This window comes from Campylobacter sp. RKI_CA19_01128, from assembly GCF_025771175.1.
GTDB lineage: Bacteria > Campylobacterota > Campylobacteria > Campylobacterales > Campylobacteraceae > Campylobacter_D.
Genome location: NZ_JAKMPU010000001.1, coordinates 221,635 through 237,937, shown reverse-complemented (window position 1 = coordinate 237,937; position 16,303 = coordinate 221,635). Strand labels below are relative to the sequence as shown.

18 protein-coding genes and 1 tRNA gene are annotated in these 16,303 nt (G+C 29.7%); 2 read left to right on the top strand and 17 right to left on the bottom strand.

The window, feature by feature from the left end; translation table 11 throughout:
• Positions 1-121: 121 nt before the first annotated feature.
• The 17 genes from L8U98_RS01260 to L8U98_RS01180 form a co-directional block, all read right to left on the bottom strand.
• Positions 122-2,869, bottom strand: a complete 2,748-nt coding sequence (locus L8U98_RS01260; protein WP_263724598.1) for a RecB-like helicase — start codon at positions 2,867-2,869, stop codon at positions 122-124.
• Entirely contained in the window at positions 2,866-5,256 is a 2,391-nt protein-coding gene (locus L8U98_RS01255) for a PD-(D/E)XK nuclease family protein (protein ID WP_263724599.1), read from the bottom strand. The genes L8U98_RS01260 and L8U98_RS01255 overlap by 4 nt, the downstream gene beginning before the upstream one ends.
• Positions 5,256-5,768 carry a FixH family protein gene (locus tag L8U98_RS01250; protein ID WP_263724600.1) on the bottom strand — a complete coding sequence of 171 codons (513 nt, stop codon included), beginning with the start codon at positions 5,766-5,768 and terminating at the stop codon, positions 5,256-5,258. The genes L8U98_RS01255 and L8U98_RS01250 overlap by 1 nt, the downstream gene beginning before the upstream one ends.
• Positions 5,769-6,344, bottom strand: a complete 576-nt coding sequence (locus L8U98_RS01245) for a hypothetical protein (protein WP_149062089.1) — start codon at positions 6,342-6,344, stop codon at positions 5,769-5,771. It abuts the gene before it with no gap.
• Complete coding sequence (locus L8U98_RS01240) at positions 6,341-6,442, bottom strand: hypothetical protein (RefSeq protein WP_149062088.1); 102 nt, start codon at positions 6,440-6,442, stop codon at positions 6,341-6,343. The genes L8U98_RS01245 and L8U98_RS01240 overlap by 4 nt, the downstream gene beginning before the upstream one ends.
• Before the next feature lie 2 nt (positions 6,443-6,444).
• A complete protein-coding gene (locus tag L8U98_RS01235; RefSeq protein ID WP_039617641.1) occupies positions 6,445-6,657 on the bottom strand; it encodes a DUF4006 family protein in 213 nt (70 codons plus the stop codon).
• Entirely contained in the window at positions 6,657-7,535 is an 879-nt protein-coding gene (gene ccoP, locus L8U98_RS01230; RefSeq protein ID WP_263724601.1) for a cytochrome-c oxidase, cbb3-type subunit III, read from the bottom strand. Before ccoP ends, L8U98_RS01235 begins: the two co-directional genes overlap by 1 nt.
• A complete protein-coding gene (locus L8U98_RS01225; protein ID WP_039617636.1) occupies positions 7,535-7,738 on the bottom strand; it encodes a cytochrome c oxidase, cbb3-type, CcoQ subunit in 204 nt (67 codons plus the stop codon). The genes ccoP and L8U98_RS01225 overlap by 1 nt, the downstream gene beginning before the upstream one ends.
• Before the next feature lie 8 nt (positions 7,739-7,746).
• The gene (gene ccoO / locus L8U98_RS01220; RefSeq protein ID WP_149062087.1) at positions 7,747-8,412 is read right to left on the bottom strand and encodes a cytochrome-c oxidase, cbb3-type subunit II; all 666 of its coding nucleotides are present in this window, start codon (positions 8,410-8,412) and stop codon (positions 7,747-7,749) included.
• An 11-nt stretch (positions 8,413-8,423) separates the two neighbouring features.
• A complete protein-coding gene (gene ccoN / locus L8U98_RS01215; protein WP_263663810.1) occupies positions 8,424-9,890 on the bottom strand; it encodes a cytochrome-c oxidase, cbb3-type subunit I in 1,467 nt (488 codons plus the stop codon).
• A gap of 123 nt (positions 9,891-10,013) precedes the next feature.
• The gene (locus L8U98_RS01210; RefSeq protein WP_263724602.1) at positions 10,014-10,676 is read right to left on the bottom strand and encodes a sulfite exporter TauE/SafE family protein; all 663 of its coding nucleotides are present in this window, start codon (positions 10,674-10,676) and stop codon (positions 10,014-10,016) included.
• Complete coding sequence (carA, locus tag L8U98_RS01205; RefSeq protein WP_263708606.1) at positions 10,673-11,791, bottom strand: glutamine-hydrolyzing carbamoyl-phosphate synthase small subunit; 1,119 nt, start codon at positions 11,789-11,791, stop codon at positions 10,673-10,675. The genes L8U98_RS01210 and carA overlap by 4 nt, the downstream gene beginning before the upstream one ends.
• Positions 11,788-12,339 (bottom strand): DUF507 family protein, encoded by a 552-nt coding sequence (locus L8U98_RS01200; protein ID WP_039617626.1) that lies wholly within the window; start codon positions 12,337-12,339, stop codon positions 11,788-11,790. The genes carA and L8U98_RS01200 overlap by 4 nt, the downstream gene beginning before the upstream one ends.
• A 61-nt stretch (positions 12,340-12,400) precedes the next feature.
• Positions 12,401-12,916, bottom strand: coding sequence for a MotE family protein (locus L8U98_RS01195; RefSeq protein ID WP_412175037.1), 516 nt, complete (start codon positions 12,914-12,916; stop codon positions 12,401-12,403).
• Complete coding sequence (locus L8U98_RS01190) at positions 12,916-13,335, bottom strand: flagellar FliJ family protein (protein ID WP_263678553.1); 420 nt, start codon at positions 13,333-13,335, stop codon at positions 12,916-12,918. Before L8U98_RS01190 ends, L8U98_RS01195 begins: the two co-directional genes overlap by 1 nt.
• Complete coding sequence (locus tag L8U98_RS01185; protein ID WP_263702511.1) at positions 13,332-14,582, bottom strand: adenylosuccinate synthase; 1,251 nt, start codon at positions 14,580-14,582, stop codon at positions 13,332-13,334. The genes L8U98_RS01190 and L8U98_RS01185 overlap by 4 nt, the downstream gene beginning before the upstream one ends.
• A 24-nt stretch (positions 14,583-14,606) precedes the next feature.
• Positions 14,607-14,704 (bottom strand) — tRNA-Sec (locus tag L8U98_RS01180).
• A gap of 158 nt (positions 14,705-14,862) precedes the next feature.
• Between L8U98_RS01180 and yedE the strand changes: the two genes are divergently transcribed.
• A complete protein-coding gene (gene yedE / locus L8U98_RS01175; protein WP_263724603.1) occupies positions 14,863-16,089 on the top strand; it encodes a selenium metabolism membrane protein YedE/FdhT in 1,227 nt (408 codons plus the stop codon).
• A complete protein-coding gene (gene yedF, locus L8U98_RS01170; protein WP_012661107.1) occupies positions 16,073-16,300 on the top strand; it encodes a sulfurtransferase-like selenium metabolism protein YedF in 228 nt (75 codons plus the stop codon). The genes yedE and yedF overlap by 17 nt, the downstream gene beginning before the upstream one ends.
• Positions 16,301-16,303: the final 3 nt, after the last annotated feature.

The window sequence follows — 16,303 nt, the reverse complement described above, 5'->3', positions numbered from 1 at the left end:
TAATTAATACTTAATTTAAGAATATTTAAAGCTTAAATATTCTTACCACTATATGAAAAATATTGAGTATGAAAAAATACACAACTTAAAAAATAAAACGATATAGATATCTTATATAATGTTAAACCTCTATTACATCCACTTTATCTTTTAGAATATACACCAAAAAAGCCTTAGTGGAAGTCTTGGTTAAGATTTTTTCTATGGCTTCTTTGTAAAGTAAAACTTGCTTTTTATGCTCGTTTAAATTTAAACCTGTTTTATAATCTATAATGATAGCTTCATTATCATCAAATGTAAGCATATCAAGCTGTTTTTGCTCGCCTTTATAAGTGATGATTTGCTCTTTAAGTAACTTTTTACCCACTAAAAGTGCGTTAAAACTCTCATCTTTTAAAAGCATAGTAAGTCTTTTAAAAAGCTCACTAAAAGCTTCATCATCTAAGTAAAAACGATATTTTTTATACACCATTTGCTTACAAAATTCAAAATTATTTTTAGTGTTAAAATCAAAATATTGTAAAAATTCATGCAAAGCCAAGCCAAAATGTATTTGCTCGCTTGTAAAATAGTTTTTAACTTTAACTTCTTGTAAATTTACCTTTTGAAATTCTTCAAAGCTTTCTATTTGCTCTAAATTTTCCAAAGGCTCATTTGTTTTTGAAAGTTGTTCTTCTAAAATACCTATTTGCTTTTCTTCATAATCTTTAAAATATCCTTTAAAACCCTTATAATTTTCATCATTTTTTATAACAAAAAGAGAATTTTTAGCTCTAGTAAGTGCTACATATAGACAATTTATCTCATCTTCTGTTTGGAGTTTTTTTCTTTTGTCTAAAAAGGCATTATAGCTATCATCTTCAAGGTATTCTCTAGCACTATGTCTGTATTTTATTTCCCAGCCCTGCTCTAAATCATACTCAAACATTAAAGTATCAGTATCTGGAGCTTTTTTACTAAGTCTATCAAGCACGATTAAATTTTCAAATTCAAGCCCCTTAGACTTATGCACGGTCATAATGCTAACTCCATCATTTTGCGCTTGTAAAGAACTTAATTTACAAGGACTAAATAAAAAATCAAAAAAATTATCAAAAGTACTTGCATGTTCTAAATAAGCGATAAGATTAACATCACTTAGATCAAGCTTTAAATAATCAATCAAGTATTTTAAAATTTCACCTACACTGCGGTTTAGATCAAGCTCAAGATAGCTAAGTTCTTTTTTTAAAATATCATTTACAAAATACAAACTAAACTCATCTTTAAGCACACAAGCCTTTGCATACTCAAAAAGCACTCTTACGCTAACACAATCTAACAAAGGAACATTGCTTTGCGTATAAGCTTTAACGCCATTTTCTTCAAGAAATTCTTGAATCAAAGTGGCGTCTTTATTGACCCATACTAAAATGCAAATATCATCAAGCTTAATGCCTTTTTCTAAAAGTCTATGGATGATTTTTAAAGCTTCTTTAGCACTTGCTTCATAAACAGAACCATCTTTACTAGGGATGTGATTTTGCAAAATTTCTACATACCCGCCTTCTTTAACGCTTTTTTGCAAAGTAAAGCTAGGATTTAAAAAGCTATCAAAAAATTTATCTTTAAAAGTGTCATTGACATAATCAACAATGATTTTTTTACTACGATAATTAGTATCTAAATGCTCTAGTTTAATTTGTGGAAAGTCTTTTAAAAGCTTATCAAAAAGTTCTTTTTTACCCCCTCTAAAACCATATATACTCTGCTTTTTATCGCCTACATAAAAAAAACTTCTGTTTTTTTTCACACCCTCACCTGAAACAAGCTCAGCGATAATAGGCTTTAAAATTTGATATTGCAAGACATTAGTATCTTGAAATTCATCGATTAATAAATGAGAAATATATCCATCAAGTCTAAAATAAATCAATTCTTTATTAGCCTCATCACTAATTAATTCATAAGTTTTTAAGGCTATATCTGAAAAAGTTAATGCATTTTGCTTGGTATTGTTTTCATTTCTTGCTTCTTTAAAATGCTTCAAAAGCTTTGCAAGCATACTTATGCGGTAATTTTCTATTTGATTAAAATATTCTTTTGCATTTTGTATAAGCTCTGCTCTTTTTTGTAAAAATTCATTATCAATGACTTTAGTAAAATAATTTTTATCTAAATTACTAATAATAGGCTTAGCGAAAAAATCTTCCATTCTTTCAAAATTAAAATTTGAAAGATAATTTTTATTTGTGCTTAAATTTTTTGCATAAGCTATAAACTCATCAATATTTTTTTCTAAAGCAGCCTTGCTTGGAAGGTAAGCTTTTGGATTTGGCTTAACATCACAATGTTTGGTATATAAATTTTCAAGGTTTTTTAAAAAATCACTTTTGCTTTTTGTTTGGATAATGTAATACGCTAGACTTTTTAGCTCTTCTTCGTTTAATTTAGCAATGAAATTTTTATAACTATCTTGACTTTCTATGATCTCAAAATCACTCATAAAACCTAAATTTAAAGCAAAAGAACGAATGATTTGCGAAAAAAAACTATCAAAGGTATAGATATTGAGTTTAGATCTTAAAAATTCGTTTTTACGCTTTTGTCTTAAATCTACAAGCTCTTCTTTGCTTTTGCCTAGCATTCTCATAAGCTCATTGCATTCTGCTTTATTTTCTCCATTTTCAAGCACATCAAATTCTAAAAAGGTTTTAAAAATCCTTTCTTTCATCTCGCTTGTGGTTTTATTGGTAAAAGTAAGAGCTAAAATTTCATTAATCTTAGCTCCCATTAACACCAAAGCTACAAAACGCACGCTTAATGCAAAAGTTTTTCCACTTCCTGCACTAGCTTCTAAGGCCAAAAAAGGCTCAAAATTACAACTCAAAGCTTAAACTCCTTTTTATAAAGCATGGTATAAGGACTATAGGTATTATCATTTCTTTGATTAGTAAATTCTTTTTCTAAAGGATCTTTTGCAAGCTCATTAAGCATGTCTTTAAGCTCTTGCACCTTTTCACTTTCAGTATTTTTATAAACGATTTTCATATTTTTTAAATCATAAAAACAAGCATTTATATTTTCTAAAGGGTATACACCCTCTAATAAAAACTTATAAAAAGCAAGCTGGTAAGTTTTTTCATCTATTTTCCCAGTTTTATAATCTATGACTAATTTTTCATTTTCATTTTCATCTAATCTATCTAAACGACCAAAAATAGTAATTTTAACTCCATTTTGAGCGATAAAATCTTTTTTTTGTGAAAATTCACAATCTCTTACCATAAAACCTTGTTTAAAATGCTCATTTTCAAGCACTTGAAATTCTTTAAACATTGCTTGTATTAAAGCTAAATTTAAAGCATCGATTTTGTAATCTTTCAAATTTTTTACAATATCCATAAATTTTTCATAGTCAAAATATTTTGCTTTTTTGTTTTGTTTATAGTATTTTTCTAAAGCTTTATGAATAAAACTTCCTAGCTCATTCGCCCTAAGAGTATCTTCTAATTCTTTTGGTTCTTTTAGTCCTAAGACATATTTATAATAATAATCTAAGCCATAATTTATCAAAAGGTGGAATCTCGTAAAAGTAAGCTCTTTACTAAAATAATCATGCTTAGCCATTATATGTGTAATTGGCTCAAGGTTAAAATCGCACTTGTGTGTTTGAAAGTATTTGATATAGGCATTGTCACTGTATGTTTTATCCTCTATGAGTAAAAAATCAAGCTCACTTAAAAATCTTGACTTGATTTTTTCTTCATTCTCTACATAAGAAATTCCTACTAATTTTGCCTTGGCTATTAGGGTATAATAATAATGTCTTTGTAAATTTTCTCTTTGAGCATGAGTAATAAGTCCTGCTTTTTTTCGAATTTCATTATTTAAAAATAACTCACTTGAAACTCTTTTAGGGATAAACTCATCATTAAAATCAACTATAATCACCCCATCAAAGCTGAGCCCCCTACTTTCTAAAAGCCCCATTACAGTAACTTCACCACCGCCAACACTGCTTAGTTTTTTATTGTCAATTTGCATGAAAAATAACTCTAAAATTTGCTTAAAACTTAAAGTATGTGTTTTTATAAGTTCTTTAATGAATGCAAGCTCTTGATAGATATAATCTTGCAATTCTTGATTGTTAATATCTTCTAGCAAATTATGGATGAAGTTTTCAAAAAAATCAAAAGAGATATTTTCATCAAAAAGCTTTCTAAACTCTATAAAATCAATACCAGAAGGATAAAAATGCAAATTACATAGGTGCTTGTTTAACTTTTGCCTATCAAAAAAATCTTCACTAAGCTCATACTCAAACTCATCATCTTTAGCACTTTCATATAAAGTCTTTAATCTATGATAAAAAAGCGTATGTTTGATACTTTCCCCATTGGCATAGTTTAATACATTGTTTTTATCATAAAGTCTTAAAATATCTACAAAGTTCTCATCAGGAGTAATCACTACAATATCTTTTGCACTAATACCAGCTTTTAAAAAGCTGTTAATTTTTTCAAAAACAAAAGCAGCTTGCAAAGACCGTAAATTAAAACTTTTATAAGTGATTTTATTTTCTTGTACAAAAGGACACTCTTGTAATATTTGTTCTTGGTTTACATCATATAAATACGCATGATTTTCCTTAAGAGAAAGCCCTTGTAAAAAGCCAAGAGAACTTAAAAAATCTTTATTAAATTTAGTACAATTAAATTGCACTTTAAGAGGAAGTATTTCCTTAACTTTTAACAAAAGCTCTACTTCAAAAGCATTCAAAAAACCTTGAAAATCAAAAATAATCTCATCATAATTTTTTAAAAAATCATTATTAATTTCATAATCTAATACTAAAGAAATATCATCATATAAATTTTGTTCATGTAATAGGGTAAGATAATTTTTAAAAAGCTCTTCTAAAATTTGTAAATGTTCATCATACTGAGCATAAGCGTCATAATTTTTTAAAGCACTAATATCCTTTTTCTCCAAGCTAAGTTCTTTAAAAAAACTAAATAAATAAGCATTGTTTTTTAAAAATGCAAAAAAATTACTCGGTATTTTCAAACTTTGTTCTAAATTTTTGGTTTGTTCACAAGCCTTTTTCATCAAAAGCAAACACTCATAATGAGTTGCTTGAAAATGCGGAGAAAAAACTAATTTTTGCATAAATTCAGCTATACTCATAGCCGGATCTACTAAAGTGTCTATTTGTAGTTTTTTCTCATAATATTTTCTTAAAGCTCTTAGTGAGCTAAAAACAAAAAGCTTCATTATTTAGTCTGTAAAAAGAATTTAAAAAATCCTACGCTATTTTCATCTTGAGTGATTTTTAAAAGTATTTGCCATGCGCCTTTTTCTTTAATATTAAAATCAAACACCAAATCACTTCCTTCTAATCTTGCTTGTAAATTCTCATCATTTACATTTGTATGTGGACGCGAAAGTAAGGTTTGGATTTGAAGCTTACTTAAGTCGTAATCTTTTAAATTTTCAATCGCAATCCTAAGTTCATTTTGCCCTTCATTAATATAATAAACTTGATTTTTCTTATGTATAAAGCTTTCTTTATCTTTAATGCTTAATTTAAAATTTTCATCAAAAGTCTTTTGTCTGTTTTGAATTTCATTATAATTTAACTCTACATTTTGATAAGAATCAAAATAAAAATTATCTTCATATACAGGTGCTTTGCTTGCGATAAAAATCGTTACAATACAAGCTATAACAATAAGCCCTAAAGAAATCAAAATACCATAAGGCCAAAATGTTTTCTGATTTTGCATTTATCTTCTCCTTTTGATTTTTCTTTGCACTAACATCAAAATCGCAACACATAAAAAGCCATAAATTAAAATTCTCATGATATTTAAAGTATCACGATTTGAATTTCCATAAAAAGGTTTTATATTAAAATGATTTGCCACTTGATCAGCAATATCTGCATAACCATTTAAAATAGCAGCATTATAAATGTCTTTTTGTTTAGGATTTGCAAGTATAGGCAAAATCGTTCCTTTTTCAGGGTAAGGACTCAAAACACCTTCTTTATCAAAAAAAGCTAAAGCATCATCACTTGCAAGTATATCTACCTTATGTGAAGCTTTAGAAAATACAAGTAAAATATATGGTTTACTTAAATTAGCTTCATAGCTCTTTAAACTTTCAAAATCTTTTTTATCACTTAATGCCAAAGCGATATTTACTCCGGTTAACTCACGAATTTGCTTAGAGCTTGAAGTAATATTTTGTTCTATTGCAGTATTTAAGATATTGTCATTTAATAGTATTTCAGCATGTAAGAAATTAGCAAAGCAAATAAAAACGGCGGTTAAAAAACCGCCTTTAAATATATTTTTCATCCTATAAAAAGGTGATTTACAGTTAAAACTGACCAAGCAGTAACTCCTGCTGCTACAACTAAGCCAGCTATGATTAAGTATTCAAGAACTTTTGCCATAATCATTCCTTTATGATGATATGTTCTTCTCTTTTAGAGTCAAACATTTTAATTTGCTCTGCATTTTCTATTTTATAAGGTTTTTGCATAACATCTTGCTGTGTTTTAAGACCCCAAACAGTAAGTCCAGCTAGAATCGATAGCAATAAAACAGTTGCTATTAACATTCCACTAACACCCGAAAGTGAAAATACACATCTATTTGAATTTTCCATTATTCACCCCTTGAAAGAGAAATTGCATATTCGCTAACTGCTTCTTTTTGAAGCTCATTTAATAAACCATTATTAAAATGAGGCATCACACCTATGCTACCTGCTTTACCACGATTTAAAACATCTACTACAAACTCAGCACTACCATATTTTGTAAGATCTGGAGCAACCAATTGTCCATCAATCGTTCCTTTTCCATCTTCACCATGACACACTGTACAAGTTGCAAAAAGTTCTTTTCCTTTTGCTACAAGTTGAGGATTTTCAGTTTTTTTAATTGCTGAAATTTCAGAAGCAACATAGGCAGCAATTGCAGGGATATCAGTCTCATCTATGCCATTATCAGCTGCACTTAACATTTCACCCATAGGATAATTCATACCCTTAGAACCTTTAGTAATTACCTCTATAAGCCCTTCTTCTGAACCCCAAATGTTAAGATTTTGTGCTTTTCCATTAATACCATCACCTGTAATACCATGACAAGAAGAACATTGAACCAAGAAAATATTCTTACCCATTTCTTGTTTATCTTGTGCACTTAAATTTGCAAATTTTTGTGCAAATTTTTCATTATGTGCTTGCACTTCTTTATTATACTCACCAATTTGAGAATAACTATTTAAAGGATATCCCCAAAGAAAATACCATATACACCATACTATAGCTAAGAAAAACACTACAGCCCAACCAAGTGGTATAGGATTTTTAAACTCACCTATACCATCCCAACTATGCTCGCTTAGTTCACCTTGGCTCTTTTCTTCTTTCATACTTTTAAACAATTTTCCTACCACAACAAGCGTAATTAGTATGATAAGAATTGCTCCGATAAAAGATAATAAATTAACATTATCTTGTAAATTCAACCATTGCATTAAGCACTCCTTTTATTTTGCTCTAAAACACGATCGCTGATTTCATCATGCAATGCCAAATCAGCGTATTTTTCATAGTTTCTTCTACCTGTTTTTTCAGATCTATACAAATGAAACCAATAAGAATATAAAACTACCACTAAAAATACTACAAGAGCAAAAAAACCATAAGCTTGTAGCTCTCTTATTAGTTCTAAATCCATAGTTTTTCCTATTTTAAGCTGTTAAGATACGCAATCAAAGCTACAATCTCTCTAATTTCACCTCTAGCAAACGCATCTTTAACATCTTGATTTTTCATTTGATCTACTATAGCTTGAGCTTCTGCTTTAACTTCTGCTTGAGCCTCTTCCCAAGTACCTAGTTTTGTACCATTTTCAGTATCATAAGGCACATTGAAAACTTTTTTTACAGTTAGTGCTTCTGCATAAGCTGTTTCTATATTTGCATTATTGCTAAACATATGTTTATAAGCTGGCATAATAGAACCAGGGACAACTGAAACTGGATCCCACATGTGATTTTCATGCCAATCTGTTGTTCTAAAATTACCTATACGCAATAAATCAGGCCCTGTTCTTTTTGAACCCCATAAAAATGGTCTATCATAAGCATATTCACCACTAACTGAGTACATACCATAACGATCTGTTTCTGATTTAAAAGGACGAATAAGTTGCGAATGACATGCATTACAACTTTCTTTAATATAAGCATGACGTCCTGCAAGTTGTAAAACTGTATAAGGTTTTTTACCTTCAATTGGTCTTGCATTCTGAGCAAAATCAGGTAAAACTTCTACAATACCTGCATATGCAATCACTATAAATACTGCCACAGCAAAAAAGAATGGATTTTTTTCTAACCAACTAAACATATTTTTCCTCCTTATGCTGCCATAGGTGAAGCACTTTTTGGCTCTTTATCAAGCACTCTACCCACTGAAATTGATTTATAAATATTATAAACAAACATGAAAAATCCTACTAAGTATAACAAGCCACCCACAGCTCTAATCCAATAATAAGGAACAATAGCTTCAACAGTATCAATGAAAGTATAAAGTAAGTTACCATACTCATCAGTAGCTCTCCACATCATACCTTGAGTAATACCTGCTATCCACATAGAACTAAAGTACAATACTATACCTGTAGTTTGAATCCAAAATTGAGCTTCCATTAATGATTTGCTATATAGTTCTCTTTTAAACATTCTAGGCACCATGTGATAAAGTGCAGCCATAGTCATAAAGCCAACCCAACCTAAAGTACCATCATGAACATGTCCTGGAATCCAATCTGTAAAGTGTGCTAATGCATTAACTGATTTAATAGAAAGAATAGGGCCTTCTAAAGTTGAGAACATATAGAAAGTTGAAGCTAAAATCATAAATTTAATCAACGGACTTTCTCTTAATTGACTCCACTCACCTTTCATAGTAAGCAAGATATTAATTGCTGAACCCCAAGAAGGTAAAATAAGTACAATTGAAAAAACTGAACCCATAGTTTGCATCCAATCAGGCACAGTAGAATAAATCAAGTGGTGTCCACCTGCCCATAGATAAACAAACATTAAGCCCCAAAACGCAAATAAAGATAACTTATATGAGAAAATTGGCTGACCACTTTCTTTTGGTAAGAAATAATAAATTTGAGCAATAATACCAACAGTAAATACAAATGCAACAGCATTGTGTCCATACCACCATTGAACTAACGCATCATTAGTTCCTGCATACATAGAAACACTATGCCACCAATCGCCCATTCCACTTACAAAATAAGTTGGAACTGCCATATTATTAAACAAATAAAGCATTGCTATACCTAAGAAGGTAGCTATATAATACCAAAGTGAAACGTATAAAGTTTTTTCACGGCGAATTCCAATAAGCCCAAAAATACTTACACCCCATAAAACCCAAACTAAAACTACCAATATATCAAGTGGCCATTCAAGCTCTGCGTATTCTTTTGAAGTACTAATACCTGCAAACAAAGTAATAACAGCTATAATCATAGTGATCATATAAAGCCAAAAATGTAGTTTGCCAACAAACATTAAAAAGCTTGATTCTGCCATACTAACTTTTAGTACACGCTGACCAATATAATACCAAGTAGCCCAAATTCCTGAGAGCATAAAACCAAAAATTACACCTGAAGTGTGCAATGGTCTAAGTCTTGAAAAAGTGCCATATTCACCAGCTAAATAGTTTAAATCCGGATAAGCCATTTGAAAGGCGATAAGCGTTCCAATAGCCATACCAATAACACCAAACAATAAGGTAGCAAACATAAAATATTTAGCAACCGTATAGTCATAGTTTAATGCATTTCCTGGGTGCATTTCCTCTCCTTAAGTTTTTTTCTGCAATATGCAATCACTATATTATATGATAATTATCATCTTTTTTAGCTTAAAATCACAATGATTAATCATCTATTAAGAATTATAAGTAAATAATAAATTTTATCGAGTTAAAGAAAAACCTATATAAGAAAAATACAAGCCATAAAAAAATATTAAAATATAAGAAATCAAACTAGCTGTTTTTTGAAATTTTTCACTCAGTGTTTTAGAAAAATAAGCAAAAAATACCAAAGCAGGCAGTGTTGAAAGTCCAAAAACAAGCATAATTAACGCTGATAAGTATACATTTTGTACACTCATTCCAAAAGCTATATAAAAATACACCAAGCCACAAGGTACAAAACCATTTAAAAAGCCTAAAAAAATAGTACTTTTTAAAGACTTATTTTGAATTAATCTTGAAATGTTTTTTTTAATGACACAGTCAAAAATTAAAGAGCTTTCAAAAAAAGCTAACAATTTTCCTTTAAAAATTAAAGCAAAAGCTAAAACCACCATAAAAATCCCGATAGTAAAAAGCATTATACCTTTTGCAAATTCGCTAAAAGAAAATAAATTTCCAAAAAATCCAAAAAATACGCCCAAACAAACATAGGCAAAAATTCTAGATAAATGATAAGAGAAAATCAAAAGAGAAAAAGGGAGTTTGATCTGCTTTGAAAGCTGAGTATAAGCTAAAACAAAACCTCCGCACATTCCATAACAATGTCCAAAGCTAGAAAGAAAAGCTATACTCGCTAAAGCAATAAAATCTAAATTCACAAAAGCTCTAAAAATTCTTTAAAGATGTATTTGCTCTCATGTGGTCCTGAGGAGCTTTCTGGGTGATGTTGTACTGAAATGATAGGATAATTTTTGTATTTTACACCCTCTACATTATCACCAAATAAATTTCTATGAGTAATTGTTGCAACCTCTGCTATTTCTTCAGGAACATTATAGTTGTGATTTTGCGCTGTGATTTCTACTGTATTATTTGTAAGATTAATTACTGGATGATTTGCTCCATGTTGACCAAATTTCATCTTATAAGTTTCATAACCAAATGCATTACTTAAAAGCTGGTGCCCTAAACAAATACCTAGCATAGGAATTTTTGCTTCTGCTAATTTTTTAATCTCTGTAATTTCATCTTTTAAAATTTTTGGCTCACCTGGTCCATTGGATAAAAATACCCCATGAATTGCACCTTTTTGGTATAAATCAATCAAATCTTTTGCCTTGGTATTATAAGGAAAAACCTCTACTTCAAGTCCTACACTCACAAGTTCATTTAAAATATTTTCTTTTACACCATAATCAATCACAGCTACTTTTTTACCATTTGCTTTTACATTCTCATAAGTTTTGTTGCTATGATTCCAAGCACCTTTATTATGCTTATAAGAGCTTTTAGTGCTAACTTGTGCTACATAATTTACCTCATCGATTTTAGCACTAGAAAGAAGCATTTTCTTAAGCTCTTCTTTGTCTTTAATTTCAGTAGATATTATAGCTCTTAAATTTCCTTGATCTCTAATCATTTTAACCAAAAATCTTGTATCAATTTCACAAAGTCCTATTTTGCCATGGTTTTTCAAATAAGCACTCAAAGAATCATTGGCTCTAAAATTAGAATAATCTTCATTTAATTCCCTTATGATCATACCGCTAGCAAAAACTTCTTTGCTTTCATTATCTTCATCATTAACGCCAACTATACCAATTTCTGGCATTGAGAAAACCACAAATTGGCCCGCATATGAAGGATCAGAAATAATCTCTTGATAGCCCGTTAAAGAAGTATTAAAAACAAGCTCACCAAAAAAAGTTCCACTTTCTCCAAAAGCCTTTGCACTTAAAAAAACATCATTTTCTATATAAATATATGCTTTCATAAAAGTCCCTTTTTTCTAAGCTCTTCTTGGTAAAGCTTTTCAAACACCAATTCATATTCTTCAGAACCTGGGATAAGCTTTCTTTTATAATTTGAAATTTTTTCATAAACCAAATCTTCTAAATTTTCATACTCTTTTAAATAAGACATAATACTTGAGAAAATGAGATTTTTCACACGATTTTCTGATACATTATAATTTATCAAATCCTCTTCTACTAAATTTTCTAAAATTTTATGAGAAAGGTTATTGTATCTATCTTCACTATCAAGCATAAATTTAAACTCATTTGCTAATTTTTTCTTAATCATCCAAAACATACTTTTTCTATCTATTTGCATAAACTCGATTTCATCTTCCTGGCTTTCTAAAAGCTCTTTTGCTTTTTCATCAAGCTTACGCTCGTTTAAAACATCTATTTCTATAATCTCTTTTGCTATTTTTAAAAGTTTTTGACTATCATCTTTAATTTTAACAAAAGAAGAATGCATTAAATCAAGTATTATTTTATTTGCTATATAAGGTATGTGAGCTGGTTTGATACGCATTTATTCACCTTTTTATTTTTATTGAAATAATACTAAAAAAAAGGTAAAAACTGCTTAAAACTTACTGCGAACTTGCATTTTGATCTAAATTTTTTAAAAGTAATGTTAAATCTGAAGCTTTCTTAGGTTCCATTTTTACCATAATGGATGAAATTTTTCTAGGATCAAGCGAAAGTAGAATTTTTGAAGCTTCATCAGGTTCCATTTCACTTAATATACCTGCAACAGCCACATCTTTCATTTTTGCATAGATTTCTGTAATACGCCCCATAGTTTTATCATTAATCGCTTGGAGATTTTCTCTAGTTGCTTTCAATATACGTTCATTTTGTTCTTTTAAGCTTTTGATTTGTTCTAAACTTGCATTAATATCAGCTTCTTTTTGTACCAAAGCTTGCATTTTTTCTTTTTGTAAAGCTTCAAAAGATGCCCTATATGCTTCTAAACTTTGTCTTGCCTCATCATATTCTCTAATTTGTTCTTGCATTTGTTCTTTTCTTGCTTCAAAATATTGCTCACAATTTTGTTGCGCATTTACAAAATTTAAAAAAATTAATAAAAATATTATTTTTTTCATTATTTATCCTTATTAAAATGCCTTGTTATAGCAAGTTCGTCTATAAATTTTTCTTCTTCTTTTTGTAAGGCTTTTTGAATCTTTTTTAATTCTTCATTTTCTAAAACTTTGATTTTTTCAAATTCCAAATGAGCTTTTTTATATAAATGCTGATGATGCGCTAATTCTTTTTTGGTTAAATCCAATTTTTGTTTAACCCTTTGCTTGCCTTCTCTTGCAATTTCTTGCAATTTTAAAGACGATCTTAACAAAGCTATTGAACCCTTATCGGCTAAAGTTAAGCTTTCGCAAGTTTTTGAAGCTTCTTTAAGCTCTTCTTCACACTGCAAAAGCTTTTGTCTTGTTTTGGTTAAATTTGCTTCTGCTTTATCAAGCTGTTGTTTTCTAAGCTTAATCACAGAAGAATATTTGCTTTTCATAAAATGATAGTATCTTCTCTTTCAGGGCTTGTAGAGATATAACCTACTTTAACACCACTTAATTCTTCTAAACGTTTAATGTATTTTTTAGCATTTTCAGGTAACAAATCATAATCCCTAATCCCTGCAACTTTATCCCAACCTTCCATTACTTCATAAATAGGTTTAGCATTTTCTAAATCACAAGGCACATAGTCTATTTCTTGCCCCTTATACTCATAAGCTTTACAAATTTTAACACTTTCAAAACCATCCAACACATCAAGCTTCATCAATGATAAAGTATCTAAGCCATTTAATCTTGCAGTATATCTTACCGCAACCGCATCAAACCAACCACATCTTCTTTTTCTACCTGTACTTACACCGATTTCTTTACCAATAAGTCCTATTTTTTCACCATCTTCACCTAAATCTTCACTTGGAAAAGCTCCATTTCCCACTCTTGTTGTATAAGCTTTTACTATACCTATAACTTTTCCAATTTCTTTTGGATTTAATCCCAAACCACTTAAAGCCCCAGCTGAAATAGTCGTTGAACTAGTAACATAAGGATAAGTTCCATGATCAATATCAAGCATTGATCCTTGTGCACCTTCTAACAATACTTTTTTATCCTCATCCAAAGCTTTCCAAAGCATTCTCGTGGTATCTGTAATATATGGCGCTAGCACTTCTTTAAAGCGTTTTAAATCTTTTAAAATTTCATCATAACTAGGCATTGCAATACCTAAAACATCAAAATAAGTTTTTTTAAGTTCAAAATCTTTCATTAAATTTTCACAAAGTTTTTCAGGCTCTAGCAATTCCCCTACTCTATGTCCATTACGACTTATTTTATCTTCATAGCTTGGCCCTATGCCTTTGCCTGTTGTTCCTATAGCTTTATCGCCTTTAAGTCTTTCTCTTGCTTGATCAATCAAAGCATGGTGGTTTAAATTTAAATGAGCTCTATCACTTATAAATAATCTTCCTTCTAAATTTTCAAATTGAGCCATTTCGCTAATTAATACATCGGGATTAACTACAACTCCATTTCCTATAACATTAACACATTGCTTATTCAAAACACCTGATGGCATTAAATGTAAAGCATATCTTATACCATCAACCCATATAGTGTGACCTGCATTATGTCCGCCTGCACTCCTGCAAACATAATCATAATTTTCACATAGTTTATCAACTATCTTACCTTTACCCTCATCACCCCATTGGATACCAACGACAATATCTGCTTTACTCATGAAAACTCCATTTTGACTTAAATTTGGCGAGAAGGTGAGAGAATCGAACTCCCCAAAAAGTAGTCAACTACCCTTTCATCTGATTTGAAGTCAGTGGCCATCACCAGATAAGCTAACCTTCCAAAAAGATATTATATCTTAATATTTTTAATTAAAACAAAAACCAAATACGTAAAATTGAAACTATTTTTAATAATATTTTATTTTGTATAAATTTATTAGCTATAATACTAACTTTATTAGTGTCAAGTTTTGACAATCACAATTTTTGGATACGACAATGCATTCTTTCAAACAATCTTTTTTTATAAATTTTTGGGATAATTCCAAAGGCATGATTATACTTGGAATTTTAAGTGCTATTTATTTTGGAATTTTTGGTAGCGTTTGGGCAGTCACTGGCGAAATGACGCGCTGGGGCGGAGAGTTTTTAGAATTTTTTGGTATGGACTTAAGCTCTTATTCTTATTATCAAAAGCAAAATTTAAGTGGCAGTCCCTTAACAAGAATTGATGGTATTATGCTTATAGGTATGTTTATAGGGTGTTTAAGTGCTGCATTTTTAGCAAATAAATTCAAATGGCGCTTACCTGCTAGCAAAATTCGAATTTTTCAAGCTATTATAGGTGGAATTTTATCCGGTTTTGGTGCAAGACTTGCCTTTGGTTGCAATTTGGCAAATTTTTTTACAGGTTTACCTTATTTTTCTTTGCATACTTGGGTTTTTACCTTATTTATGATTTTAGGGATTTATTTAGCTGTTAAAGTTTGCAATCTAGCACCTTTTAAACCAAAAGCTAAATTACAACGTGTATGCAAAGAAAACCAATCATTAAAAACACAAGATAAAACTGCAAAGATATATTTTTATATAGGACTTGGTGTATTTATAATTTTTATAACTTATGTTATATTTATACTACAAAGACAACCTTTAAATATTAAAAATAAAGAAAGTATTCTTCCTTTAGCGTTAATATTTGGCTTTGTTTTTGGTTTTATCATATCTAGAGCTCAAATTTGCTTTACTTCTTGCTTTAGAGATTTATTTTTATTTGGTAGGGATAATGCCATAAAGGGTGCTTTAATAGGTATGATTATAGCTTGTTTAATAGCTTTTGCTTTTATCTTACAAGGGCACACTAGCAAAATAATAGAAATATCACCAAATATTGCTTTAGGTGCTTTTTTATTTGGCTTTGGGATAGTTTTTGCCGGAGGATGCGAGTGTGGCTGGATGTATCGAGCTTGTGAAGGACAAAGTCATTTTATTATAGTGGGTATTGCAAATATTATTGGCACTATGATATTAGCTTTAAGCTACGATCATTTTCCAAATTTCTTAACAGATGGAGTAAAGATTCATCTTTTAAATGAATTTGGTTATTTTAATGGTTTAGTAATCAATTTAATTTTATTTACAATTTTATTTTTATTTATATTAAAGTTTAAAAAATCATTCTTTTTCAAACAAAATAAAAAGGAAAAATATGATTATTCATTATAGTTTAAATTTAGAAGGTGAGGCTTGTCCATACCCTGCTATAGCTACTATTGATGCCTTAAAAGAACTAAAATCAGGTGAAGTTTTAGAAATTTTATGTGATTGTCCGCAAAGTATCAATTCTATACCTCAAGATGCTAAAAATCGTGGTTTTGAAATTCTAGAAATAAATCAAGATGGTCCAACGCTTAGATTTTTAATTCAAAAGCCTTAAAGG

What these genes read in the sequence shown, in the direction of transcription:
- ccoP (WP_263724601.1), bottom strand. Translation starts at nt 7,535, where the DNA reads ATGCAATGGTTGAATTTACAAGATAATGTTAATTTATTATCTTTTATC.
- yedE (WP_263724603.1), top strand. Translation starts at nt 14,863, where the DNA reads ATGCATTCTTTCAAACAATCTTTTTTTATAAATTTTTGGGATAATTCC.
- L8U98_RS01190 (WP_263678553.1), bottom strand. Translation starts at nt 13,335, where the DNA reads ATGAAAAGCAAATATTCTTCTGTGATTAAGCTTAGAAAACAACAGCTT.
- L8U98_RS01225 (WP_039617636.1), bottom strand. Translation starts at nt 7,738, where the DNA reads ATGGATTTAGAACTAATAAGAGAGCTACAAGCTTATGGTTTTTTTGCT.
- L8U98_RS01200 (WP_039617626.1), bottom strand. Translation starts at nt 12,339, where the DNA reads ATGCGTATCAAACCAGCTCACATACCTTATATAGCAAATAAAATAATA.
- carA (WP_263708606.1), bottom strand. Translation starts at nt 11,791, where the DNA reads ATGAAAGCATATATTTATATAGAAAATGATGTTTTTTTAAGTGCAAAG.
- L8U98_RS01185 (WP_263702511.1), bottom strand. Translation starts at nt 14,582, where the DNA reads ATGAGTAAAGCAGATATTGTCGTTGGTATCCAATGGGGTGATGAGGGT.
- yedF (WP_012661107.1), top strand. Translation starts at nt 16,073, where the DNA reads ATGATTATTCATTATAGTTTAAATTTAGAAGGTGAGGCTTGTCCATAC.
- L8U98_RS01235 (WP_039617641.1), bottom strand. Translation starts at nt 6,657, where the DNA reads ATGGAAAATTCAAATAGATGTGTATTTTCACTTTCGGGTGTTAGTGGA.
- L8U98_RS01195 (WP_412175037.1), bottom strand. Translation starts at nt 12,916, where the DNA reads ATGAAAAAAATAATATTTTTATTAATTTTTTTAAATTTTGTAAATGCG.
- L8U98_RS01250 (WP_263724600.1), bottom strand. Translation starts at nt 5,768, where the DNA reads ATGCAAAATCAGAAAACATTTTGGCCTTATGGTATTTTGATTTCTTTA.
- ccoO (WP_149062087.1), bottom strand. Translation starts at nt 8,412, where the DNA reads ATGTTTAGTTGGTTAGAAAAAAATCCATTCTTTTTTGCTGTGGCAGTA.
- L8U98_RS01255 (WP_263724599.1), bottom strand. Translation starts at nt 5,256, where the DNA reads ATGAAGCTTTTTGTTTTTAGCTCACTAAGAGCTTTAAGAAAATATTAT.
- ccoN (WP_263663810.1), bottom strand. Translation starts at nt 9,890, where the DNA reads ATGCACCCAGGAAATGCATTAAACTATGACTATACGGTTGCTAAATAT.
- L8U98_RS01245 (WP_149062089.1), bottom strand. Translation starts at nt 6,344, where the DNA reads ATGAAAAATATATTTAAAGGCGGTTTTTTAACCGCCGTTTTTATTTGC.
- L8U98_RS01240 (WP_149062088.1), bottom strand. Translation starts at nt 6,442, where the DNA reads ATGGCAAAAGTTCTTGAATACTTAATCATAGCTGGCTTAGTTGTAGCA.